25 protein-coding genes are annotated in these 23,492 nt (G+C 55.8%); 11 read left to right on the top strand and 14 right to left on the bottom strand.

Going from position 1 to position 23,492, the window contains the following annotated elements:
- Window positions 1–7: 7 nt before the first annotated feature.
- The gene (gene rlmA / locus ELK40_RS13790) at window positions 8–823 is read left to right on the top strand and encodes a 23S rRNA (guanine(745)-N(1))-methyltransferase (RefSeq protein WP_127731421.1); all 816 of its coding nucleotides are present in this window, start codon (window positions 8–10) and stop codon (window positions 821–823) included.
- Here the strand turns inward: rlmA and mntP are convergent.
- The 5 genes from mntP to manX form a co-directional block, all read right to left on the bottom strand.
- The gene (mntP, locus tag ELK40_RS13785) at window positions 820–1,386 is read right to left on the bottom strand and encodes a manganese efflux pump MntP (protein WP_127731419.1); all 567 of its coding nucleotides are present in this window, start codon (window positions 1,384–1,386) and stop codon (window positions 820–822) included. The genes rlmA and mntP overlap by 4 nt on opposite strands.
- A 398-nt stretch (window positions 1,387–1,784) precedes the next feature.
- Window positions 1,785–2,243: a DUF986 family protein gene (locus ELK40_RS13780; protein WP_111964794.1), complete on the bottom strand. Its 459-nt coding sequence runs from the start codon at window positions 2,241–2,243 to the stop codon at window positions 1,785–1,787.
- A gap of 55 nt (window positions 2,244–2,298) precedes the next feature.
- The gene (locus tag ELK40_RS13775; protein ID WP_028018668.1) at window positions 2,299–3,150 is read right to left on the bottom strand and encodes a PTS mannose transporter subunit IID; all 852 of its coding nucleotides are present in this window, start codon (window positions 3,148–3,150) and stop codon (window positions 2,299–2,301) included.
- Between the two features lie 12 nt (window positions 3,151–3,162).
- Window positions 3,163–3,963 carry a PTS mannose transporter subunit IIC gene (manY, locus tag ELK40_RS13770; protein ID WP_008500490.1) on the bottom strand — a complete coding sequence of 267 codons (801 nt, stop codon included), beginning with the start codon at window positions 3,961–3,963 and terminating at the stop codon, window positions 3,163–3,165.
- A 47-nt stretch (window positions 3,964–4,010) separates the two neighbouring features.
- Complete coding sequence (gene manX, locus ELK40_RS13765; RefSeq protein WP_111964793.1) at window positions 4,011–4,976, bottom strand: PTS mannose transporter subunit IIAB; 966 nt, start codon at window positions 4,974–4,976, stop codon at window positions 4,011–4,013.
- A gap of 463 nt (window positions 4,977–5,439) precedes the next feature.
- Between manX and yoaE the strand changes: the two genes are divergently transcribed.
- A complete protein-coding gene (gene yoaE, locus ELK40_RS13760; protein ID WP_111964792.1) occupies window positions 5,440–6,999 on the top strand; it encodes a CNNM family cation transport protein YoaE in 1,560 nt (519 codons plus the stop codon).
- Between the two features lie 6 nt (window positions 7,000–7,005).
- Here yoaE and ELK40_RS13755 read toward each other — a convergent pair whose 3' ends face one another.
- From ELK40_RS13755 to pabB, 4 genes are all read right to left on the bottom strand, one after another.
- A complete protein-coding gene (locus tag ELK40_RS13755) occupies window positions 7,006–8,604 on the bottom strand; it encodes a cyclic diguanylate phosphodiesterase (protein ID WP_127731416.1) in 1,599 nt (532 codons plus the stop codon).
- 130 nt (window positions 8,605–8,734) lie between these two features.
- Entirely contained in the window at window positions 8,735–10,099 is a 1,365-nt protein-coding gene (gene sdaA / locus ELK40_RS13745; protein WP_023312197.1) for an L-serine ammonia-lyase, read from the bottom strand.
- 184 nt (window positions 10,100–10,283) lie between these two features.
- Window positions 10,284–10,862, bottom strand: coding sequence for a CoA pyrophosphatase (locus tag ELK40_RS13740; protein WP_127731412.1), 579 nt, complete (start codon window positions 10,860–10,862; stop codon window positions 10,284–10,286).
- A 6-nt stretch (window positions 10,863–10,868) separates the two neighbouring features.
- On the bottom strand, window positions 10,869–12,194 hold the full coding sequence (gene pabB / locus ELK40_RS13735) for an aminodeoxychorismate synthase component 1 (protein WP_127732803.1): 1,326 nt from the start codon (window positions 12,192–12,194) through the stop codon (window positions 10,869–10,871).
- Window positions 12,195–12,255: 61 nt separating this feature from the next.
- Between pabB and ELK40_RS13730 the strand changes: the two genes are divergently transcribed.
- Entirely contained in the window at window positions 12,256–12,438 is a 183-nt protein-coding gene (locus tag ELK40_RS13730) for a YoaH family protein (RefSeq protein ID WP_008500497.1), read from the top strand.
- 6 nt (window positions 12,439–12,444) lie between these two features.
- On the opposite strand, the gene ELK40_RS13725 is transcribed toward ELK40_RS13730, so the two are convergent.
- Window positions 12,445–12,789 carry a RidA family protein gene (locus tag ELK40_RS13725; RefSeq protein WP_008500498.1) on the bottom strand — a complete coding sequence of 115 codons (345 nt, stop codon included), beginning with the start codon at window positions 12,787–12,789 and terminating at the stop codon, window positions 12,445–12,447.
- A gap of 133 nt (window positions 12,790–12,922) precedes the next feature.
- Here ELK40_RS13725 and ELK40_RS13720 point away from each other — a divergent pair, with 133 nt between their 5' ends.
- The 5 genes from ELK40_RS13720 (at window position 12,923) to rnd (ending at window position 19,302) form a co-directional block, all read left to right on the top strand.
- The gene (locus ELK40_RS13720; RefSeq protein ID WP_127731410.1) at window positions 12,923–14,833 is read left to right on the top strand and encodes an ATP-dependent DNA helicase; all 1,911 of its coding nucleotides are present in this window, start codon (window positions 12,923–12,925) and stop codon (window positions 14,831–14,833) included.
- A gap of 66 nt (window positions 14,834–14,899) precedes the next feature.
- On the top strand, window positions 14,900–15,595 hold the full coding sequence (gene tsaB / locus ELK40_RS13715) for a tRNA (adenosine(37)-N6)-threonylcarbamoyltransferase complex dimerization subunit type 1 TsaB (protein ID WP_111964787.1): 696 nt from the start codon (window positions 14,900–14,902) through the stop codon (window positions 15,593–15,595).
- 37 nt (window positions 15,596–15,632) lie between these two features.
- On the top strand, window positions 15,633–16,214 hold the full coding sequence (locus tag ELK40_RS13710; protein ID WP_111964786.1) for a Slp family lipoprotein: 582 nt from the start codon (window positions 15,633–15,635) through the stop codon (window positions 16,212–16,214).
- A gap of 203 nt (window positions 16,215–16,417) precedes the next feature.
- Window positions 16,418–18,103, top strand: coding sequence for a long-chain-fatty-acid--CoA ligase FadD (fadD, locus tag ELK40_RS13705; protein WP_072253790.1), 1,686 nt, complete (start codon window positions 16,418–16,420; stop codon window positions 18,101–18,103).
- 71 nt (window positions 18,104–18,174) lie between these two features.
- A complete protein-coding gene (gene rnd / locus ELK40_RS13700; protein WP_127732801.1) occupies window positions 18,175–19,302 on the top strand; it encodes a ribonuclease D in 1,128 nt (375 codons plus the stop codon).
- Window positions 19,303–19,376: 74 nt separating this feature from the next.
- On the opposite strand, the gene minE is transcribed toward rnd, so the two are convergent.
- Genes minE through minC form a run of 3 tightly spaced genes read right to left on the bottom strand, consistent with a single transcriptional unit; the run spans window position 19,377 to window position 21,193 of the window.
- Window positions 19,377–19,646, bottom strand: a complete 270-nt coding sequence (minE, locus tag ELK40_RS13695) for a cell division topological specificity factor MinE (RefSeq protein ID WP_008500504.1) — start codon at window positions 19,644–19,646, stop codon at window positions 19,377–19,379.
- Window positions 19,647–19,649: 3 nt separating this feature from the next.
- Window positions 19,650–20,462, bottom strand: a complete 813-nt coding sequence (gene minD, locus ELK40_RS13690; RefSeq protein WP_023312187.1) for a septum site-determining protein MinD — start codon at window positions 20,460–20,462, stop codon at window positions 19,650–19,652.
- Between the two features lie 23 nt (window positions 20,463–20,485).
- Complete coding sequence (gene minC / locus ELK40_RS13685; RefSeq protein ID WP_111964785.1) at window positions 20,486–21,193, bottom strand: septum site-determining protein MinC; 708 nt, start codon at window positions 21,191–21,193, stop codon at window positions 20,486–20,488.
- A 123-nt stretch (window positions 21,194–21,316) separates the two neighbouring features.
- Here minC and ELK40_RS13680 point away from each other — a divergent pair, with 123 nt between their 5' ends.
- The 3 genes from ELK40_RS13680 (at window position 21,317) to ELK40_RS13670 (ending at window position 22,833) form a co-directional block, all read left to right on the top strand.
- Complete coding sequence (locus ELK40_RS13680) at window positions 21,317–21,592, top strand: YcgL domain-containing protein (RefSeq protein WP_029742143.1); 276 nt, start codon at window positions 21,317–21,319, stop codon at window positions 21,590–21,592.
- 47 nt (window positions 21,593–21,639) lie between these two features.
- Window positions 21,640–22,299, top strand: a complete 660-nt coding sequence (locus ELK40_RS13675) for a fumarylacetoacetate hydrolase family protein (RefSeq protein ID WP_127731408.1) — start codon at window positions 21,640–21,642, stop codon at window positions 22,297–22,299.
- A 93-nt stretch (window positions 22,300–22,392) separates the two neighbouring features.
- The gene (locus tag ELK40_RS13670; RefSeq protein ID WP_024909872.1) at window positions 22,393–22,833 is read left to right on the top strand and encodes a YcgN family cysteine cluster protein; all 441 of its coding nucleotides are present in this window, start codon (window positions 22,393–22,395) and stop codon (window positions 22,831–22,833) included.
- A 115-nt stretch (window positions 22,834–22,948) separates the two neighbouring features.
- On the opposite strand, the gene dsbB is transcribed toward ELK40_RS13670, so the two are convergent.
- The gene (gene dsbB, locus ELK40_RS13665) at window positions 22,949–23,479 is read right to left on the bottom strand and encodes a disulfide bond formation protein DsbB (RefSeq protein ID WP_063408593.1); all 531 of its coding nucleotides are present in this window, start codon (window positions 23,477–23,479) and stop codon (window positions 22,949–22,951) included.
- Window positions 23,480–23,492: the final 13 nt, after the last annotated feature.

Genomic DNA, 23,492 nt, shown 5'->3' with positions numbered 1-23,492 from the left:
AGTCACCATGTCCTTCAGCTGTCCTCTTTGCCACGCGCCCCTGACGCACTCAGATAAAAGTTATACCTGTCCGCAGGGGCATCAGTTTGATATGGCAAAAGAAGGCTATGTGAATCTTCTGCCGGTGCAGCATAAGCGTTCCCGCGATCCAGGCGACAGTGCAGAGATGATGCAGGCGCGTCGCGCGTTTCTTGATGCCGGGCACTATCTGCCGCTGCGGGAGGCCGTCGCGCATATGGTGAATGACATACTGCCTGCTTCAGCCACCGCCGTGCTGGATATCGGCTGTGGGGAAGGGTACTACACCGCACGATTTGCAGAGGTTGCCCGTGATAAGGGTCTAAACACATTCGGTCTGGACGTGTCGAAAGTGGCCATTCGTGCGGCGGCAAAGCGTTACGCGGACGTGATGTTCTGCGTGGCATCCAGCCACCGACTGCCGTTTGATGATGCCAGCATGGATGCTGTTATCCGCATTTACGCGCCCTGCAAAGCGGAAGAACTGGCTCGCGTGGTGAAACCGGGCGGATGGGTTATCACCGTGACGCCGGGCCCGCGCCATCTGATGGAGCTGAAAGGTCTGATCTACGACGAAGTACGTCTGCATGCCCCTCATTCTGAACAGCTGGCCGGTTTTAGCCTGAAGCAGGAGCAAACCGTGGCGTATGATATGTCGCTCACAGGGGAAGAGGCCACCGCGTTGCTGCAGATGACGCCGTTCGCATGGCGGGCAAAACCGGAAGTATGGGGAACGTTAGCTGCACACACAATATTTCACTGCCAGACGGATTTCAGCATCCACGTCTGGCAGCGCGAAGATTAACCGGCGAAGTGTGCCCAGAGGATCTGGGCACCAATGCCAATGAGCACAATCCCGCCCAGGATCTCTGCGCGTTTACCCAACAACGGGCCGATAAACCGTCCGACCATCATGCCCAGCGTGGACATAATCAGGGTTGCACAGCCAATGGCCAGCGCGGTGGCGATAATATTGACCTGCAGGAATGCCAGACCGACACCGACGGCCATCGCATCAAGGCTGGTGGCAATTGCCGTGGTGACCAGTAGCCAGAATCCGTGGCGCTGCTGCGGCTCCTCGTCATCTTCATCACCGCCGCGAAAACCTTCAATGACCATTCGGCCTCCGAGGAACACCAGCAGGACGAAGGCAATCCAGTGGTTCCACTCCAGCACGAACTGGCTGGCGAGCATGCCAAGTCCCCAGCCGATAAGCGGGGTCAGCGTTTCGATAGCACCGAAAATCAGGCCGGTACGCAGTGCTTCTGAGAATTTAGGTTTATGAAGCGTGGCGCCTTTTCCGATGGATGCAGCAAATGCGTCCATGGACATGCCAAAAGCGAGGAGGATCGTAGCGGAGATATTCATAACAGCGTCCAGACCGGGGATATCCATATGACACATCACTGCCCCCAGTAAACAGCAGTTGATGTATCTATGGTCTCGCCTGATCCCAATGCACATAAGATGTGCAGTAAGCGATCCGTACGCGCCACGTTTTTCAACGAGTATGTTGACACGTACATTTCCTGTAAACAGGAAATCGGCTACTCCCCAACGACGGGCGCAACCTTAACATATTTTGAGAATATAAAACAACAATGAGGAGGCATTATTTAAAACGTTTGTTGATAACGATTTTCATTTGTCTTTAAGCGTGAAGATATCGTTAACAAATAGAGATCAAATTAACGAATGGGATATAGCAACGGCTATATTTCTTGCGCAAGGCAAACGCAGAATATAGCCGTTGCTATATATCTAAACTATTGAGTTTTCAGGAGTAAATTGTATATCTTTTCCAGATCGTCAATATTCTTCACCCGAATAAGCAGGCGGCGTTGTTCTAATTGCATCACCAGCACGCCGTCTTCCGACAAATTCATCTCTTTAATACGGTTATATTCTATCCATACATTGGCGAAGAAAAATCCGCGTGATTTAAAAATGATTTTCGGCGTACGGATCCAGAACAGATAAACAGCCATTAATGCCAGCGCACATAATAACCATGTGGTTAATATTGCACCATGGCTGGTGACGTTATTGTAAATAAGAATAACGATGAGACCCGCGAAGATAAACGCATCCACGCGCCCGCGTCGCAGAAGGGGAAGGGAGAGCAGCGTCTCGCCGTGACGGCGCGGCATGATGAACTCGTCATAGATCGCGTAAGCCAGAAGGGCAGCAATAAATAGAACCAGTACGATGTCCGTGACAGTCATTCATCCTCCAGATAAAAAAAACCGGGGGCAAGCCCCCGGCCAATAGCGTTGAAACTTAGAGACCCAGCAGGCCGACAGCGTAGCCCGCGATACCGATGATGAAGAAGCCAACGATAATCCACAGCGGGTTCACTTTCTTACGCAGCAGCCACATGCAGGCGAAGGTTAACAGCAGCGGCACCAGGCCCGGCATCAGCTGATCCAGAATCGTCTGCACGGTGGTGACGCGGGTCTGACCATCCTGACCGGTGATGGTCGATACCACCAGTGGGATGTTCACGTGCGTCCACTTGTTAACCAGTGCTCCCATGACAAACAGGCCCAGGATTGACGCCCCCTCAGTCAGTTTCTGCAGGAAGCCGCCGCCCATGTCCTTAACGATGTCCACCCCTTTACGGTAGCCGTAGGCCACACCGTAGTAACGGGTCAGCAGACGCACGGCGTTAAACAGGATGAAGAACAGCAGTGGGCCAAGCAGGCTGCCGCTCATCGCGATACCTGCCCCCAGCGCTGCGAAGACCGGACGCACGGTACCCCAGAAGATAGGGTCACCGACACCGGCCAGCGGACCCATCAGGCCGACTTTAATACCGTTGATGGCACCATCGTCGATCTCTGCGCCGTTTGCACGCTGTTCTTCCATCGCCAGCGTTACGCCCAGAACCGGAGCCGCAACGTAAGGATGAGTGTTAAAGAATTCCAGGTGACGCTTGATCGCCTGACGGCGCGCTTCGTTGTTTTCCGGATAAAGGCGTTTGATCGCCGGAACCATGGAGAAGCAGAAGCCGAGCGCCTGCATACGTTCGAAGTTCCATGAACCCTGAAACAGGTTAGAACGGATGAACACGCCACGAATATCACCCGGAGTGAGTTTTTTCTCGGTGGTAGTTTTTGTCATATCAACCATTTCGCTCACCTGTTAGTCCAGTTCGTTATCGAGATCGTTGTTACCAGCAGCCTGCGCTGGGGCACCCGCGACGCGGTTATATTTCGGGCTGAGCTGGATGTAGAGAATCGCCATTACCGCACCAATCACACCCAGTGCAACCAGGTTGAAGTTGGTGAAGGCAGCGGTCACGAAGCCGAGGTAGAAGAACGGCATCAGGTAGCCTGCGCGCATCATGTTGATGACCATCGCATAACCGACGACCACGATCATACCGCCCGCGATATTCAGACCGCCGGTGACCACTTCAGGAATGGCGTTTAGCATGCTCTGCACTTCGCTGGTACCGACAGAGATCGCCACGATAACCGCCGGGATCGCGATACGCATCGCCTGCAGGAACAGGGATGAAACGTGGATCCACGACAGTGCCGTGAGGTTGCCGTTTTCGGCCGCCTTATCCGCCGCGTGCTGGAAGGCAACGGTGATAGTACGAACGATGATAGTCAGCACCTGGCCTGCGGCTGCCAGCGGGATCGCCAGGGCGATACCTGCACCGATACTCTGGTGACCGGCAATAACCAGAACGGTCGAAATGATAGAGGCCAGCGCGGCATCGGGCGCAACTGCCGCGCCGATGTTCATCCAGCCCAGGGCGATCATTTCCAGGGTACCACCGATGATGATACCGGTTTTCATGTCACCCAGAACGGCCCCAATCAGCGTACAGGCCACCAGAGGACGGTGGAACTGAAATTCATCAAGTACGGATTCCATACCCGCAATACATGCGACCACGAACACCAGCACAATCTGAAGAGTGGTAATCTCCATTGTACTTCTCCTATTACATAAGCATTATGTGAAAAACCGGCGCGGGCTTATTTCCCAACTTTGCCGATCAAATCCATCATTTTCAGTTTCTGGTCCGTGGAAACCTTACGGGCTTCCAGCTCAATACCGCGCGCATTCAGCTTGTTGAATGCTTCGATATCTTTCGCATCGACTGAAATGGCGTTGTTGACCTGCGTTTTGCCCTGACGGAATGCCATACCACCAATGTTAACGGAGGTGATTTTCACGCCGCCTTCAACAATGCGCTCAACGTCTGTCGGGTTAGTGAACAGGAGCATCACGCGTTCGCCCGCATATTTCGGGTTGTTGTAAACGCGAATCATCTTGGCGACATCCACGACGTGCGCGGTAACGCCAGGAGGAGCAACCTGAGTCAGAAGGGTTTTACGTACGGTATCAGCGGCCACTTCGTCGCTGACCACGATGATGCGTCGAACGTTGGTCTCTTTGGTCCAGCGCGTGGCAACCTGACCGTGGATTAAGCGGTCATCAATACGCGCAAGGCCGATCACCATGTAATCGTTCGGGCCCATTGGTTTTGCCGGTGCAGCTGCTTTTGGTGCCGCAGCAGGCGCAGGGGCAGGTTTTTCAACCGGCTGTGCTTTCAGGGCTTTTACCCCTTCGCGACCGGTTTCAACGGCCAGCGCCACCAGCTCATCGAAGCCTGGGTTATCGTCGCGCGCCATAAAGGTTTCCACCAGCATGGGGATGTTAACCCCGGCGACGACTTCATAATGCTCTTTATCGACGACAATGCGGCTGGCGGCATTGAACGGGCTGCCGCCCCATGTATCAACGAGAAACAGCACGCCTTTGCTGGTATCCAGCTTCGCGAGTTGAGCGTTGTATTTCTCTATCAGCGTCTCGGCGTTTTCACCGGGAACGAAATCGATCCAGCCGACGTTTTCCTGCTCGCCCAACAGCATCTCTGCCGTTTTGAGTAGCTGCTCAGCAGCCCAACCATGTGTGCCTATGACAATAGCAATGGTCACTTGCTACCTCCTTTTATTATCATTAATACGCCTGCCAGGCAGCCGTACTGAGAATCGTATTGGCGAACCGAATCGATTCAGATAAGGGTTAGAGTTCAAAAAAACTAAGACTTCCGCGAATTATTTTAGATAGTGAAAAAATAATTTATGTGATGAAGATCCGTAATTTAGCCTCGCGTTAGAGATTTATCCGTAGAGTAAAGCCGCTGTGTTACAGAACTTTGCAAAGGAACGTAAATCTTTGCTAAAAACACATTGTCTCTGATATGTTTAGCCTCCGTTTAATTGTTCAGGAGTATAGGGCTACAGCCCACTATATGGACCGTCACCGACGTCAGTCATCTGCCAGGCCATTTCGCGCCTTATTCACCGGCGATCCTCGCCACGTATCGACTCTGTCTACCTCTGTTTTGCCCACGTTGAGTGGGGCACCGTTTCGTCATTCCTTTAGCAGGAGCTTGTCATGGAATTCTTAATGGACCCGTCAATCTGGGTGGGATTGCTCACGCTGGTAGTGCTCGAGATTGTTCTCGGCATTGATAACCTGGTGTTTATCGCCATCCTTGCGGACAAACTGCCGCCAAAACAGCGTGATAAAGCGCGTCTGATTGGTCTCTCGCTGGCGCTGGTCATGCGACTGGGACTGCTCTCCGTCATCTCCTGGATGGTCACGTTGACCAAACCGCTGTTCTCCGTCATGGATTACACCTTCTCAGGGCGTGATTTAATCATGCTGATCGGGGGGATATTCCTGCTTTTCAAAGCGACGACGGAGCTTCATGAGCGGCTGGAAAACCGTCAGCACGATGATGGGCACGGTAAAGGTTATGCCAGCTTCTGGGTGGTAGTGCTGCAGATTGTGGTGCTTGATGCCGTCTTCTCGCTGGATGCGGTGATCACGGCGGTCGGCATGGTGAATCATCTGCCGGTAATGATGGCGGCTGTCGTCATTGCGATGGCGGTCATGCTGCTGGCCTCAAAGCCTCTGACGCGCTTCGTGAACCAGCATCCGACGGTGGTCGTGCTGTGTTTGAGCTTCCTGCTGATGATCGGCCTGAGCCTGGTGGCCGAAGGTTTTGGCTTCCATATTCCGAAAGGCTACCTGTACGCCGCGATTGGCTTCTCGATCCTGATCGAGCTGTTCAACCAGATTGCGCGTCGTAACTTTATTAAGCAGCAGTCGAATCAGCCGCTGCGCGCCCGTACCGCAGATGCCATTCTGCGCCTGATGGGCGGTCGCCGTCAGGTGAACGTTCAGTCTGATTCCGAAAACCACAACCCGGTTCCGGTGCCTGAAGGGGCGTTTGTGGAACAGGAACGCTACATGATTAACGGCGTGCTCTCTCTGGCCTCCCGTTCGCTGCGCGGCATCATGACGCCGCGCGGTGAAATCAGCTGGGTCGATGCTAACCTGAGCGTGGATGAAATTCGCCAGCAGCTGCTCTCTTCACCGCACAGCCTGTTCCCGGTTTGTCGCGGTGAGCTGGATGAGATCATCGGCGTCGTGCGGGCGAAAGAGATGCTGGTGGCCCTGGAAGAGGGCGTCAACGTGGAAGCCGTTGCTGCCGCATCGCCTGCGATTGTCGTACCGGAAACGCTGGATCCGATCAACCTTCTCGGGGTGCTGCGCCGCGCTCGCGGTAGCTTTGTTATCGTTACCAACGAGTTTGGCGTGGTGCAGGGGCTGGTCACGCCGCTGGACGTGCTGGAAGCGATTGCCGGTGAATTCCCGGATGAAGACGAAACGCCAGAGATCGTTGCCGACGGTGAAGGCTGGCTGGTTAAAGGTACCACCGACCTGCACGCGCTCTCGCATACGCTGGGGCTGGAAAACGTCATCAACGATGAAGAAGACATCGCGACCGTTGCCGGTCTGGTTATCGCGGTTAACGGGCAAATCCCGCGCGTCGGAGATGTGATCGAGCTTTCGCCGCTGCACATTACGATCGTTGAAGCCAACGATTATCGCGTTGATATGGTGCGTATTGTTAAAGAACAATCTGCCCACGACGAAGATGAGTAAGCCGGCTTAGCGCAGCGGCATTAAGGGCACGATGTGCCCGTTATGATGCGCTGGCGGGGACGCGCTTCCCGCCAGCCACTTAGGAAAATCCCGTAGCGGCATAGGCCGCGCATAGAAAAAGCCCTGCAGAACAGGCACGCCATGGCGGCGCAAATAGCGCGCCTGCTCCTCTGTCTCGACTCCTTCAGCAACCAGTTCAATATTCAGCCGCTGGCCCAGCGCAATAATCATATCCGTCACCGTTGAATTCACGGCGTCTGTACCAATGGCGGTGGTGAAGGACTGGTCGATTTTCAGCAGGTCCGGGTGCAGCTTTTCAAGCCAGGATAGGGAACTGTTTCCTGTACCAAAATCGTCGATGGCGAGCTTCACCCCTTTGCGATGCAGTTCGCGCACGATGCGATAATCCGCATCCAGCAGCGCATCCCGTTCCGTGAGTTCTATCACCAGCTGCTGGCGCGGACTGGCGCTGAACCATAGACGGTTCAGGTCCTGTATCAACACCGCGTTACGGAAATGGCTGGCGGCGACGTTAATGCCGATGTGAAAACCGGCGCTGGCGGGAAAGTAGCCTATCTGGCGCACCGTTTCGGCGATCACATAGCGGGTCAGGGGGACAATCAGGTTATGTTCTTCTGCCAGAGGAATAAACACTTCCGGGGAGATCCATCCCTGACGCGGATTATTCCAGCGCAGCAGGATCTCCACGCCAGTGCACGCCTGGGTACGGGCATTCACCAGCGGCTGGCAGAAAAGCTCAAATTCCCGCCCCGCAATCCCCATATCGATCTCCCACGTGAAGCTCATCCGGTTTGCCGTTGCCAGCCAGGCGAGATAGCCCAGCAGCAGGCTCAGCATAAGCCCGAGAGGCAGCTGGGCTGGCAGGCTTTTTAAGGCTAACTCTCCAGGGCCTGGCCCGCTGACCGTAATGGTGAAAGGATTTCGGGTTGATGATTGCTGGAAAAGCGAGCCTTCCTTATCAAACGTCAGGCTGTCGCTGACGCGTTGTCCATAGCGCAGAAAGCGATCGCCTACGGTCAGCGCCACGTCATTGATGAGCGGGCGCTGGGGCTCCAGAATCATTTTGGCGATCAGATCGATATTAATGATCTCGATGACGCCTGCTTCACCGTCCTGAGAAACAGGATACCACTGGATCAATATCGGGCTACCCTTAAGCAGCCACTGGTCGCTCGATAAAATCAGCTTCGCTGTGCTGGCGGGTAATTCTTTCAGGAAGTCGCGAACGGGCACATTGCGGCTGCCGAAAATACTCGAGCAGTACAGAATACCGTCTTTAATCAGGGCGATGGAGCGTACCGTCTGCAAAATGGCTGCCTGCTTTCGCAGCGCGAGGTGCGCCTGCGGGCAGGGCTGCCCCACCAGGGGCTGCAGCACGCTGCGGCGGTTCTCTAAAGAAAGCAGGACGTTATCAAGGGCGCGAACGGTGTGGCTGGTAAAATCGAGGATCCGCTGTTGGTTAACATTGCGCTGCGAAATAAAGCGAATGCCTAACGTCAGGATGAGCGTGAGGAGCGCAACCGTGACACAGACGATAACGCGTTTTCGGCGATAGTTTTTAATGATCGTTTGTGCAGTTTGCATGAACGGTCGCCTGATAAGCCACCAGCCACAAAAGCCGGACGCAACAGTGAAAGTGTAGTGGGGAAAGCAGAAGGAGACGAGAAAGAAGAGGGAAATTCGCCCATCCGTTGCAGATGGGCGAAAGGCAGTATTAGTCGCACTGCACCTTAATGGCCAGGCCACCACGGGACGTCTCGCGGTATTTCGCGTTCATGTCTTTACCGGTTTCGTACATGGTTTCAATCACCTTATCCAGCGATACGCGAGGTTCGCTGGTACGGCGCATCGCCATACGTGAGGCGTTGATGGCTTTCACCGAGGCAATCGCGTTACGCTCGATGCACGGCACCTGCACCTGGCCCGCGACCGGATCGCAGGTCAGACCGAGGTTATGCTCCATACCGATTTCAGCCGCCACGCAGACCTGCTCAGGGCTTGCGCCCAGCAGCTCTGCCAGGCCCGCCGCCGCCATGGAGCAGGCAACGCCAACTTCACCCTGACATCCTACTTCAGCACCGGAGATGGATGCATTCATTTTGTACAGCGCACCGATGGCACCTGCCGCCAGGAAATAGCGGATGTAGATATCAGGCGTCACGGGCTCAATAAAGTGATCGTAATACGCCAGCACTGCCGGAACGATACCGCACGCGCCGTTAGTTGGCGCCGTCACGACGCGTCCACCGGCGGCGTTTTCTTCGTTAACCGCCAGGGCAAACATGTTTACCCAGTCGACCACGTTCATCGGGTCGTTGGAAAACTTGTCCGTGGTCACCAGCATACGGCGCAGGGCGGAGGCACGACGCGGCACGCGCAGTGGACCCGGCAGAACGCCTTCGGTGTTCATCCCGCGATCGATACAGGCGCGCATGGTTTGCCAGACGTTGGCAAAATAGTCTTCAATCTCTTTCTTGCTGTGCAGGGCCAGTTCGTTCTGCATCACCATGCCGGACAGTGAAAGACCGGTCTCTTTGCAGTAGCCCAGCATCTCGGTAGCCGATTTGAACGGGTACGGTACGCTGACGTCGCCGACGCTATCTTTGCCAAAATGCTCTTCATCCACGATGAAGCCACCGCCGATGGAGTAGTACGTTTTGCTGTAAATCTCTTTTTCACCGCTGTAAGCGTGAATGGTCATGCCGTTTTCATGCAGCGGCAGGTTGTCGCTACGGAAACGCATGCCGTCATCCTGCGGGAAATCGACTTCCTGCTGGCCGTTTGCCAGCAGCAGGCGGCCGCGTGTTTCCACGTCGCGGATGAATGCCGGGATGGCATCAATATCAACGGTATCCGGCATATTGCCTGCCAGACCCATAATAATGGCGATATCGGTGTGGTGGCCTTTACCCGTTAATGACAGCGAGCCGTAAACATCCACGGCGACACGGGTAACGCTTTCCAGTAATCCTTTTTCGACCAGATCATCGACGAACTGTTTACCGGCCTTCATCGGGCCAACAGTATGGGAAGACGAAGGGCCAATTCCCACTTTGAACATGTCGAATATACTAATCACTTTCACACTCCTGACAGGGTTACCGGGGTTCCAGTAACGATGTTATAACTGCGCATAGTGTAAGAGGGAACACCGACCTCGGCTTAACTATTCACATGAATTAAACTAATGGTTGACGATGGGTTTTGCTAATAGCGCGACGCGGATCGCAAACCTGCGAAAAAGGATGGAATGTAAAGTATAGTCAAGGCTTCAGGCCGATTTGCAACGCCAGTTCACGAATAATGCCCGCCGTCATGCCCCAGACAAAATAATGCTGATACCAGGACAACCAGACCCGATGGTCATGCCCTCGTCGAGGAATATCCAGCGGATGATAACGGCTTAGCCGGAGCGCCTCTTCAAGCGGCATTTCAAACACTGCAGAGACTTCATCGACGCTGGCGTGATACTGCAGGTCCGGCGGGATAATACCTACCACCGGCGTGACCTGAAAACCGGTGACGCTATCTACGGGCGGCAGCACGCCAATGACCTCCACCGTCTCAGGCGGAATGGCAACTTCTTCCTGCGCTTCACGCAGCGCGGCGGCAATCAGCGAGGCGTCGGAGCTGTCTACTGCGCCACCCGGAAAGGCGACCTGACCCGCGTGCTTGCGTAAATGGGGAGAACGCTGGGTGAGCAGCAGGCCCGGCTGCGCGCGACGCACGACCGGGATCAGCACGGCCGCCTGACGCTGATTCAGCGCCTCGCGGTTGACCTGCGGTCTTAGTAGCTGAAATCGAGATAAAAAATCATCCAGCGTCAGGTTCTCTTTTTCCACCCGTGATTACTCCAGTTGTTTCAGGATACGGTTAACTTTATGAAAGGTTTCCTGATATTCCGCGTCGACCTGGCTGTCGGCAACAATACCGCCCCCGGCCGAACAGTAGAGATTTCCGCTGCAGGCGGTCAGCGTGCGAATGGTGATGCTGGTATCCATGGTGCCGCACAGGCTGATATAGCCGATGCTGCCGCACCAGGCGTTGCGGCGGTGCGGTTCCAGTTCGTCGATGATTTCCATGGCGCGAATTTTGGGCGCGCCGGTGATGGAGCCACCCGGAAACGCGGCGCGGAGCAGATCGCAGGCGGCGCGAGAGGCGGGCAGACGCGCGGTTATGGTGCTGACCAGATGATGGACTGCCGGGAAAGGCTCGACGACAAACAGTTCCGGCACGCGCACGCTGCCCGGTTCGGCGACGCGGCCGATGTCGTTACGCATCAGATCCACAATCATCAGGTTCTCGGCGCGGTCTTTCGGCGAGGCGGCAAGTTTTTCCGCCTGCTGGCGATCGGCGTCGGGATCGGCAAGACGCGGCAAGGTGCCTTTAATAGGACGGGTTTGAATCGTGCCCTCGGCCAGATGAATAAATCGCTCGGGTGACAGACTGAGTATTGCACCCTGTTCCAGACGCACAAACGCGCTAAACGGCGCCTTATTGCTGGCGTTAAGACGGGAAAACGCCTGCCACTCGTCCCCCTGATACGTCGCCTGGAAACGCTGGGCGAGGTTAACCTGATAGCAGTCGCCGCTATGCAGGTACGCCTGAACGCGAGCGAATTTTTCGGCATACTCCGCTGCACTCATATTTGAGCGCCAGCCGGAGGTCAATGTGAACGTCTGTGCCGGTGCAGGCTGCTGCGATTCAAGCCACGCCAGACGCGCCTGCACGTCACGATGGCTCAGCAGGGAAATCGTTTTTTTCAGGTGATCGACAATTAACGCCCAGTCGTACAGCCCCACGGCCATGTCGGGCAGGGGAATATCAGCCTGCGCATGCTCGGGCAGCGCTTCGAAACGGCGACCCAGATCGTAGCCAAACAGGCCCAGCGCGCCCCCCTGAAAGGGAAGGTCCGGGTTTGGCGTAGCGGATAGGCCCAGCGCGTTAATGGCTTGCTGAAGCTGCGCCAGCGGATCGCCAGTTAAGGACAGGTCATCGGTTGTCAGCGTCTTTAGCGGATCGGCCACCAGAATGTCGAAGCGGCTGTAGGGGTGGTCCGCATGACCGGAGTGCAGCAGCATCGCAAACGGAAGATGGCTCAGGCGGGCAAACCAGTATTCAGCGGCGTCTGTTCGCCAGGGCAGGGTAATAACAGTGGGGAAGCGCATGTTCATGTGTGGCATACTACCGGGCAGCGTGAAATAATTAGCGCGAATAATTTAGCAGGAGTTGACGATGTTTGCAGGTTTACCTTCTCTGAGCCATGAACAGCAGCAGAAAGCGGTTGAGCGAATTCAGGAACTGATGTCCCAGGGGATGAGCAGCGGACAGGCGATTTCCCAGGTGGCGGAAGAACTGCGCGCCACGCATACCGGCGAGCGGATCGTGGCGCGTTTCGAGGATGAAGATGAAGAGTAATCGTGCTTAAACCGCCGCGATAATCTTAATCTCTACCTTGTATTCCGGCTTCATCAGCGTGGCCTGTACGGTGCAGCGTACAGGCGCGTGACCCGCCACAACCCACGCATCCCAGGCTTTGTTCATTGCCGCGAAATCATCTTTGTTTGCCAGGAAAATCGTCGCATCCAGAATGCGGGATTTGTCGCTACCTTGTTTTTCCAGCACCGCATCAATCTGCGCCAGAGTGTTAGCCGTTTGCTCGAACGCATCCGCATCCAGGTTAGCCGGTACGCCGGTGTAGTAGAGCGTCTGGTTATGGATAACCACATCAGACCAGCGGGCTTCGGCATCAATGCGCACAATTGTCATAAACGTTTCCTCGTTATTTTTCGTCGTCAGGCGGCAAGACTGCCATATTGTTCTCGTGTCGTCACTATTTGGGGTGGCACAGGAGAGGATGGGCTGACATAATCCCTGTGCAAAAATACAGTGAGAGAGCACCGTGGCAGACGATTTTTCCCCTGAAGGTCAATTAGCGCAGGCTATTCCCGGCTTCAAACCCCGTGAACCTCAGCGCCAGATGGCGCATGCCGTTGCACGCGCCATTGATAAGGCTCAGCCGCTGGTGGTCGAAGCCGGAACCGGCACGGGTAAAACGTATGCTTACCTTGCTCCGGCGCTGCGGGCCAAAAAAAAGGTGATCATTTCCACCGGATCGAAGGCGCTGCAGGATCAGCTCTACAGCCGCGATTTGCCCACGGTGGCCAAGGCGCTGAAATACAAAGGCCGTTTGGCCCTGCTGAAGGGACGCTCTAATTATCTCTGCCTGGAACGTCTTGAGCAGCAGGCGCTGGCGGGCGGCGACCTGCCGGTGCAAACCCTGAGCGACGTCATTATTCTTCGCGCCTGGGCGAACCAGACGGAAGAGGGCGATATCAGCACCTGCGCGAGCGTGCCGGAAGATTCCCCGGCCTGGCCGCTGGTGACCAGCACTAACGACAACTGTCTCGGCAGCGACTGTCCGCTGTATAAAGACTGCTTCGTGGTGAAAGCGCGCAAAACGGCGATGGATGCGGATGTGGTGGTAGTGAACCACCATCTGTTCCTCGCGGATATGGTCGTCAAGGATAGCGGTTTCGGCGAGCTGATTCCGGAGGCGGACGTGATGATCTTCGACGAGGCCCACCAGCTTCCGGACATCGCCAGCCAGTACTTTGGTCAGTCGCTTTCCAGCCGCCAGCTGCAGGATCTGGCGAAAGATTTCACCATTGCCTACCGGACCGAACTCAAAGATACCCAGCAGCTGCAGAAGTGCGCCGACCGTCTGGCGCAGAGCGCGCAGGATTTCCGTTTACAGCTCGGCGAGCCGGGCTATCGCGGCAACCTGCGCGAGCTGCTGGCGGACAAAAACATCCAGCGCGCGCTGCTGCTGCTCGATGATGCCCTTGAACTCTGCTACGACGTGGCGAAACTGTCGCTTGGACGTTCCGCCCTGCTGGACGCGGCCTTCGAGCGCGCCACGCTGTATCGCGGGCGGCTCAAACGGCTTAAAGAGATCAATCAGCCGGGGTACAGCTACTGGTATGAATGCACTTCGCGGCATTTCACGCTGGCGCTCACGCCGCTGACGGTGGCGGATAAATTTAAAGAGGTGATGGCGCAAAAGCCGGGAAGCTGGATCTTCACCTCGGCAACCCTGTCGGTGAATGACGATCTGCATCACTTCACCGAGCGTCTCGGCATTGAGCAGGCGGAATCCTTGCTCCTGCCCAGCCCGTTCGATTACGAAAAGCAGGCGCTGCTCTGTGTTCCCCGTAATCTGCCGCTGCCGAACCAGCCGGGTGCGGCGCGCCATCTGGCCGCGATGTTAAAACCGATGATCGAGGCCAACAACGGCCGCTGTTTTATGCTCTGCACCTCTCACGCTATGATGCGCGACCTCGCCGAGCAGTTCCGCGCCAACATGACGCTGCCGGTGCTGCTGCAGGGCGAAACCAGCAAAGGCCAGCTGCTCCAGCAGTTTGTCAGCGCCGGAAATGCCCTGCTGGTAGCCACCAGCAGCTTCTGGGAAGGGGTGGACGTGCGCGGCGATACGCTCTCGCTGGTGATCATTGATAAGCTTCCGTTTACCTCCCCGGACGATCCGCTGCTCAAGGCGAGGATGGAAGACTGCCGCCTGCGCGGCGGCGATCCGTTTGATGAGGTTCAGCTCCCGGATGCGGTCATTACCCTTAAGCAAGGGGTAGGGCGCCTAATCCGTGACGTCACCGATCGGGGCGTGCTGGTCATTTGCGATAACCGGCTGGTGATGCGTCCTTACGGGGCAACCTTCCTTGCAAGCCTGCCGCCCGCGCCGCGGACGCGGGACATAAAACGCGCGGTGCGTTTCCTGGCAAATCCAACGGCGGAGTAATTTACCCCGGAGTGTGCTAAGATGCGCGCCATTTTGTGACTGACCCTTGCGAGAGCGCGACGACTGATGCGAATTCTGGCTATTGATACCGCGACAGAGGCTTGCTCTGTCGCTCTGTTGAACGACGGTGCTGTTTCTGCCCATTTCGAAGAGTGCCCCCGGGAACACACCCAACGCATTCTGCCCCTGGTAAAAGCCATTTTAACCCAGGGCAACACCTCTTTAACCGACCTCGACGCGCTGGCCTTTGGCCGCGGCCCCGGCAGCTTTACGGGCGTACGTATCGGGATTGGCATTGCGCAGGGCCTGGCGCTGGGCGCCGAACTGCCGATGATCGGCGTCTCTACCCTCGCCACCATGGCGCAGGGCGCATGGCGCATGACCGGGGCAACGCGCGTTCTGGCCGCGATTGATGCCCGCATGGGCGAAGTTTACTGGGCCGAATACACCCGCGACGAGCAGGGCGTGTGGCACGGTGAAGAGACGGAAGCCGTGCTTAAGCCGGAAGCGGTCACTGAACGACTGAAGCAGCTGTCAGGCGAGTGGGCAACCGTCGGCACCGGCTGGCCGGCGTGGCCAGAGATGGCGAACGACACCGGGGTGACGCTGGTGGACGGCAACATGCTGCTGCCTGCTGCGGAAGATATGCTTCCGATTGCCAGCCAGCTGCTCGCAGCAGGCAAAACCGTTGCCGTTGAACACGCGGAGCCGGTTTATTTGCGAAACACCGTTGCGTGGAAGAAACTTCCGGGCCGCGAGTGAATCTCAGTAACAGGAACTGAGAAAAAGGAGTCGCATCATGGCGGTCCAGACTAAAGTAGTACGCCTTATTATGGCAGGCGCAGTTGCCATAGCACTGAGCGGATGCGTTTCCGTTCCTGATGCGATTAAGGGCACCAGCCCGACGCCACAGCAGGATCTGGTTCGGGTGATGAATGCCCCTGAGCTGTACGTCGGCCAGGAAGCGCGCTTTGGCGGTAAGGTGATAGACGTACAAAACCAGCAGGGGAAAACCCGCCTGGAGATCGCAACCGTTCCGCTGGACAGCGGCGCGCGGCCTGTACTGGGCGAGGCCTCTCGCGGGCGTATCTACGCGGACGTGAGTGGTTTCCTCGATCCGGTCGATTTTCGCGGACAGCTGGTGACCGTTGTCGGGCCGATTACCGGCGCCGTACAGGGCAAAATCGGCAGCACGCCGTATAAATTTATGACCATGCAGGTCAACGGATATAAGCGCTGGCGGTTAGCACAGCAGGTGATCATGCCGCCTCAGCCGATCGATCCGTGGATGTGGGGTCCGCATCCTTATCGTTACGGCTACCCGGGCTGGGGCTGGTATAACCCGGGACCTGCACAGGTACAGACGATCGTTACTGAGTAACTTACTGTTATTGTTAGAAAAGAGACAGCGGCTCAGCCGCTGTCTCTGTTTTTTTACGGATAAAACGAAAAAAAAGAGTGACGCGCTTCGCAACCTTAAATCTGAACAATTAATAAACTGGTACGCTGAGTTAATATAATGTTAACAAACTGTTTATTATCGGGGTTGTGATGACGACGAACACTCATTTCAGAGGTGATGCATTGAAGAAGGTTTGGCTTAACCGTTATCCCGCAGATGTTCCTGCTGAGATCAATCCTGACCGTTATCAATCCCTGGTGGAATTATTTGAGCACTCGGTAAGGCGCTACGCGGACCAGCCCGCATTCGTGAATATGGGCGAGGTCATGACGTTCCGTAAGCTTGAAGAGCGTAGCCGGGCGTTTGCGGCGTATCTTCAGGAAGGGCTGGGGCTGCAAAAAGGGGACCGCGTCGCGCTGATGATGCCAAACCTGCTGCAATACCCGGTGGCGTTGTTCGGTATCCTGCGAGCCGGGATGATTGTCGTCAACGTCAACCCGCTGTACACCCCGCGCGAGCTTGAGCATCAGCTGAACGACAGCGGCGCGGTTGCGATTGTCATTGTGTCCAACTTTGCCCATACGCTGGAAAAAGTGGTCGACAAAACCCAGGTGAAACACGTCATCCTGACGCGCATGGGAGATCAACTCTCCACCGCCAAAGGCACGCTGGTTAACTTTGTCGTCAAATACGTCAAGCGTCTGGTGCCAAAATATCACCTGCCGGACGCTATCTCCTTCCGCAGGGCGCTGCATGCGGGCTATCGTATGCAGTACGTCAAGCCGGAAGTGGTCTCAGAAGATCTCGCCTTCCTGCAGTATACCGGCGGTACCACCGGCGTGGCGAAAGGCGCTATGTTGACCCACCGCAACATGCTGGCGAACCTTGAGCAGGTCAACGCAACCTACGGGCCGCTGCTGCATCCCGGCAAAGAGCTGGTCATTACGGCGCTGCCGCTGTACCACATTTTCGCACTGACCATGAACTGCCTGCTGTTTATTGAGCTCGGCGGTCAAAACGTGCTGATCACCAACCCGCGCGATATTCCAGGGCTGGTGAAAGAGCTGGCGAAATACCCGTTCACCGCCATGACCGGGGTAAATACTCTGTTCAACGCGCTGCTTAATAACAAAGAGTTCCAGCAGCTGGATTTTTCCACGCTGCACCTCTCTGCGGGCGGCGGCATGCCGGTCCAGCAGGCGGTTGCCGAGCGCTGGGTGAAGCTCACCGGTCAGTATCTGCTGGAGGGCTATGGCCTGACGGAATGCGCGCCGCTGGTCAGCGTTAACCCGCATGATATCGACTATCACAGCGGAAGCATTGGTCTGCCCGTTCCTTCCACTGAAGCGAAACTGGTCGATGATAACGATAATGAAGTTGCGCCGGGTGAGCCGGGTGAGCTGTGCGTTAAAGGTCCGCAGGTGATGCTGGGCTACTGGCAGCGTCCCGACGCGACCGACGAAATCATCAAAGACGGCTGGCTGCATACCGGCGACATCGCGGTGATGGATGAGGAAGGCTTCCTGCGTATTGTCGATCGCAAGAAAGATATGATTCTGGTCTCCGGCTTCAACGTCTATCCGAATGAGATCGAAGACGTGGTTATGCAGCACAGCGGCGTACTCGAAGTGGCAGCGGTCGGCGTGCCTTCCGGCAGCAGCGGTGAAGCGGTGAAGATATTTGTGGTCAAGAAAGATCCTTCTCTCACCGAGGAAGCGCTGATAACGTTTTGTCGTCGTCAGCTGACGGGCTATAAAGTGCCGAAGCTGGTGGAATTCCGCGACGAGCTGCCGAAATCCAACGTCGGGAAGATATTACGACGAGAATTACGTGACGAAGCCCGTGCCAAAGTAGACAATAAGGCCTGAGCTTCACGTTAATCGTCCAGACGCCGGTTAAGCCGGCGTTTTTTATGGGCGCAAACAAAAGAGAATCCGATTTGAATTACCAGATGATCACGACCAACGACGAGCTGGCTTCGCTGTGCGAAGTGACGCGCGACTTTCCTGCCATTGCCCTGGATACCGAGTTTGTCCGTACCCGAACCTATTATCCGCAGCTGGGTTTGATTCAGATGTACGACGGTAAACACGTGTCGCTGATCGACCCTCTCGGCATTACCGACTGGACGCCGATGCGTGACCTGCTGCTCGATACCGCCGTGACGAAATACCTGCACGCGGGCAGTGAAGATCTGGAAGTCTTTCTGAACACCTTTGGCATCATGCCTCAGCCGCTGATTGATACGCAGATCCTCGCGGCGTTCAGCGGTCGTCCGCTGTCGTGGGGTTTTGCCGCCATGGTGGAGGAATATACGGGCCTGACGCTGGATAAGAGTGAATCCCGCACCGACTGGCTGGCGCGTCCGCTAACCGCACGCCAGCTGGAATATGCGGCGGCAGACGTGTTTTACCTGCTGCCGATCGCCGGACAGCTGATGAAAGAGGCGGAAGCCTCCGGATGGCTCGCTGCTGCGCTGGACGAGTGCCGAATGACCCAGCAGCGCCGCCAGGAAGTGGTGGATCCTAAAGAGGCATGGCGCGATATCAGCAACGCCTGGCAGCTGCGCACGCGTCAGCTAGCATGCCTGCAGCTGCTGGCAGACTGGCGCTTGCGTAAAGCGCGGGAGCGCGACCTGGCCGTTAACTTTGTGGTTCGCGAAGAGCATCTCTGGGCGGTGGCGCGCTATATGCCGGGCAGCCTCGGCGAGCTTGACAGCATTGGGCTTTCGGGCAGCGAGATCCGTTTCCACGGTAAAACCCTGCTGGCGCTGGTCGCAAAAGCGCAAGAGCTGCCGGAAGATGCGCTGCCGGAACCGCTGCTGAACCTGATGGACATGCCGGGCTATCGCAAGGCTTTCAAGGACATCAAAGCGCTGGTGCAGGCAGTTGCAACCGAAAGCAAACTGAGCGCGGAACTGCTCGCCTCACGTCGTCAGATTAACCAGCTGCTGAACTGGCACTGGAAGCTGAAGCCGCAGAATGGCGTGCCGGAAATGATGGCAGGATGGCGCGGGGAATTGATGGCCGATCGCCTGAATACGCTGCTGGAAGGCTATCCTCGATAAAAAATATGCCGGGTGATAAACCCGGCATATTCCCCCGGTGGCGCTGCGCTTACCGGGGCTATGAAATCACAAACCTACGGACGCGACTCTTCCGCTTCCGGGAGCGTCACGTTCAGCTCCAGAATCGAAATATCCCCGTCTTTTTGTTCCAGCTGCACCGTCACCATCTCCGGGTCAATCTGCACGTACTTACAGATCACTTCCAGGATGTCCTTGCGCAGCTGCGGCAGGTAGTGAGGCTCGGCGTCGCTACGACGACGCTCCGCAACGATAATTTGCAGACGTTCTTTTGCGATGTTGGCGGTGTTCTTTTTCCGCGAGAGAAAAAAGTCCAGTAATGCCATAACTTATCCTCCGAACAGGCGTTTGAGGAAACCTTTCTTCTCTTCTTCAATGAAGCGGAAAGGACGTTCTTCTCCCAGCAGACGGTCAACGGTATCGGCGTAAGCTTTACCTGCATCTGCCATTGTATCAAGGATCACTGGCTCGCCCTGGTTAGAGGCGCGTAACACGGACTGATCTTCCGGGATAACGCCGACCAGCTTAATGCGCAGGATCTCAAGCACGTCTTCCATGCTCAGCATGTCACCTTTGTTCACGCGGCCCGGATTGTAGCGGGTGAGCAGCAGGTGTTCTTTAATCGGGTCTTCGCCATTTTCCGCACGACGGGATTTAGAGGCGAGGATCCCCAGAATGCGGTCTGAGTCACGCACGGATGAAACTTCAGGGTTGGTGGTGATGATCGCTTCATCAGCGAAGTACAGTGCCATCAGGGCACCGGTTTCGATGCCGGCAGGGGAGTCGCAGACAATGAAGTCGAAATCCATTTTTTTCAGATCGTCGAGCACCTTTTCCACCCCTTCGCGGGTCAGGGCGTCTTTGTCACGCGTCTGAGATGCCGGGAGAATGTAGAGGTTCTCGGTGCGCTTGTCTTTAATCATCGCCTGGTTCAGCGTGGCATCGCCCTGAATGACGTTCACGAAGTCATACACGACGCGACGCTCACATCCCATGATGAGGTCGAGGTTACGCAAACCGATATCAAAGTCGATAACGATGGTTTTCTTTCCCTTCTGGGCCAAACCAGTAGCGATGGCCGCGCTGGAGGTGGTCTTGCCAACGCCTCCTTTACCCGAAGTAACAACAATAATGCGTGCCATAGAAATTCCTTGTTAAAAAGGGATCAATTCAACGGTTGAACGGTCAACGCGTCGTCTGCCAGAAGCAGGCGAGCCGCTTTGCCATAAAATTCGGCTGGGATCTTGTCGCTCAGCCAATATTCACCTGCGATGGACACCAGTTCCGCCGTCAGGTGAGTACAAAATATTTGCGCATCTCGATCGCCACTTGCACCTGCGAGCGCACGTCCACGCATCATACCGTATACGTGAATATTGCCATCTGCAATCAGCTCAGCGCCAGCACTGACGTGGCTTGTAACAATCAGATCACAGTTTGGTGCATAAATGCGCTGACCGGAACGAACCGGCACATCAATCATTCGCGTTTTTGTGACGGTAGTAACGTTTTGCACCGCAGGAGGGGGCGTTTCGACGGCAACGGGTGCCGCACGCGAGGCTTTTTCTTTGCCCTCATTCAGAAGGGGCAGCCCCGCACGCTCAATTTCCGCTTTCAGCTCAGAATCTTTGCAGCCGCTGATGCCCACGATACGCAGTCCGGTGGAGGAGACGGCCTGCTGGAGAAGTTTCCAGTTAACCGGAGCCTCAAGACCGCTGACGTTGATAACAACAGGAGCGTGCTTCAGAAAGGCGGGAGCCTGGGCGATTTTGTCTTCTAACGCCTGACGAATAACCTCGGGTTTTGCATCATGCAAATGTACCACTGATAAGGTGAAGCTACTGCCTTTAAGCTCGATGGGCGTGTTTGACATCCTGGCCTTACTCAATTTGCTATTAACCGCAACCACTCGCTGCGATATTCCGAAGAGTATCAGGCATGTTATAGTCAGGAGTATATTGAGGCAAGCAACCACCCATTAATTCAGAGTAAAAACATGTTTTGTGTGATCTACAGAAGTACAAGCCGTGACCAGACCTATCTTTATGTCGAAAAGAAAGACGATTTTTCACGCGTGCCTGAAGAATTAATGAAGAACTTTGGCCGACCACAGCTGGCTATGCTGCTGCCGCTTGATGGTCGTAAGAAACTGATTAATGCCGATCTGGATAAAGTGAAAACGGCCTTAGCCGAGCAGGGCTATTATTTACAGCTTCCACCGCCACCCGAGAATTTATTAAAACAGCATCTTGAGGCGAACGGTAAAAAATAGCCTCAACTGTTTTTGCGCACAACACATCAACCGTTTAGGGGTCGACCATGTATCAACATCATAACTGGCAAGGTGCATTACTGGATTATCCCGTCAGCAAAGTGGTTTGCGTAGGCAGCAACTATGCAAAACATATTCAGGAGATGGGCAGCGCGACGCCAGAAGAGCCGGTTCTGTTTATTAAGCCTGAAACGGCGCTTTGCGATATCCGCCAGCCGCTGGCGCTGCCGCAGGGGCTCGGCTCAGTGCATCACGAAGTGGAACTTGCCGTGCTGATTGGTGCAACGCTTCGCCAGGCCTCAGAAGAACATGTTCAGAAAGCGATAGCCGGATACGGCGTGGCGCTGGATCTGACCCTGCGTGAAGTCCAGGGAAAAATGAAGAAAGCAGGGCAGCCGTGGGAAAAAGCCAAAGGGTTTGATAATTCCTGTCCGATCTCGGCGTTTGTGCCGGTGAGCGAATTTACCGGCGATCCGCAGGATACCCCGCTCAGCCTGAAGGTTAACGGCGAGATCCGCCAGCAGGGTACTACGGCAGACATGATCCATAAGATTGTGCCGCTGATCGCCTACATGAGCCGCTTCTTTACCCTGAAACCGGGTGATGTGATCCTGACCGGCACGCCGGAAGGCGTTGGCCCGCTCGTGAGCGGTGACGAGCTAGAGGTCGGTTTTAACGGTCTGTCGCTGAAAACCCGAGTGCTGTAATCTCCTCTTGCCGCCTGAAGAGGGCGGCAAAACTTGCAACAACGTGCCAGACTCGTTATAAGGTGCGCTTTCTTTTGACGTGTGGACATCCTGATGAACGACATCCCTTTCTGGCAAAGCAAAACTCTCGACGACATGACTGACGCGGAATGGGAATCATTGTGCGACGGCTGCGGGCAGTGCTGCCTGCACAAGCTGATGGATGAAGATACGGATGAAATCTACTTCACCAACGTTGCCTGCAAGCAGCTAAACATTAAAACCTGCCAGTGCCGCAACTATGAGCGCCGGTTTGAATTTGAGCCGGACTGCATAAAGTTAACCCGGGATAATCTGCCGACGTTTGAATGGCTGCCGCATACCTGCGCGTATCGCCTGCTGGCGGAAGGGAAAGGTCTGCCTGACTGGCATCCGTTGTTAACCGGTTCAAAAGCGGCGATGCACGGCGAGCGTATCTCTGTGCGCCACATTGCGGTGAAAGAGTCCGAGGTGCGGGACTGGGAAGATCACATCATGAATCACCCGACCCGTTGAGATTAAAAAACCCGCCAAAGCGGGTTTTTTATTATGCGCGGGTGTGTCGGGTGGCGCTGCGCTTACCCGACCTACAAAACCGTAGGCCCGCGCAAGCGAAGCGCCGCCGGGCAACTTAGCGCCCAAATAGATCGCGTTTCTTCGGTTTGAACGGCTGGGCAATCAGCACCAGCAGCGCCACGATGAAGTAGGCGGCAAAAATGCCCACCAGCCACTGCGGCATCTCCAGCGTCAGGAATTCCCACTGGCGAACGGAGCAGTCACCGGATGCAACGAACACCTGCGGCAGCCATTTGTCCAGCGGCAGCCAGCTCGGGAAGCGGGCGGCAAAATCGCAGGTCATAAACGGCGACGGATGCAGCTGCATCATGGTGTGCTGCCAGGAGAGTTCAATCCCTTTCCAGGCGCTGTACAGCCAGATCGCGATAGCGGCATAGCGAAGCGGGGATTTCGGCGCAATTGCGCCCACCAGGCCCGCCCCCATAATGCCGAACAGCGCGCAGCGTTCATAAATACAAAGCACGCAAGGTTTCAGTCCCATTACGTGCTGGAACCACAGCGCGACCATTTCCAGCGCAAAGGCGGTCAGGGCCATTAACAACCACGCTCCGCGACCGCGGGAGCACTGGTTTAAAAATCTCAACATAATCATTTCCCTG

This window comes from Enterobacter sp. N18-03635 (assembly GCF_004006055.1).
In the GTDB taxonomy this organism is placed as follows: Bacteria; Pseudomonadota; Gammaproteobacteria; order Enterobacterales; family Enterobacteriaceae; genus Enterobacter; species Enterobacter vonholyi.
The sequence above is the reverse complement of the archived record's forward strand: the minus strand, read 5'-3'. Positions and strand labels throughout refer to the sequence as shown.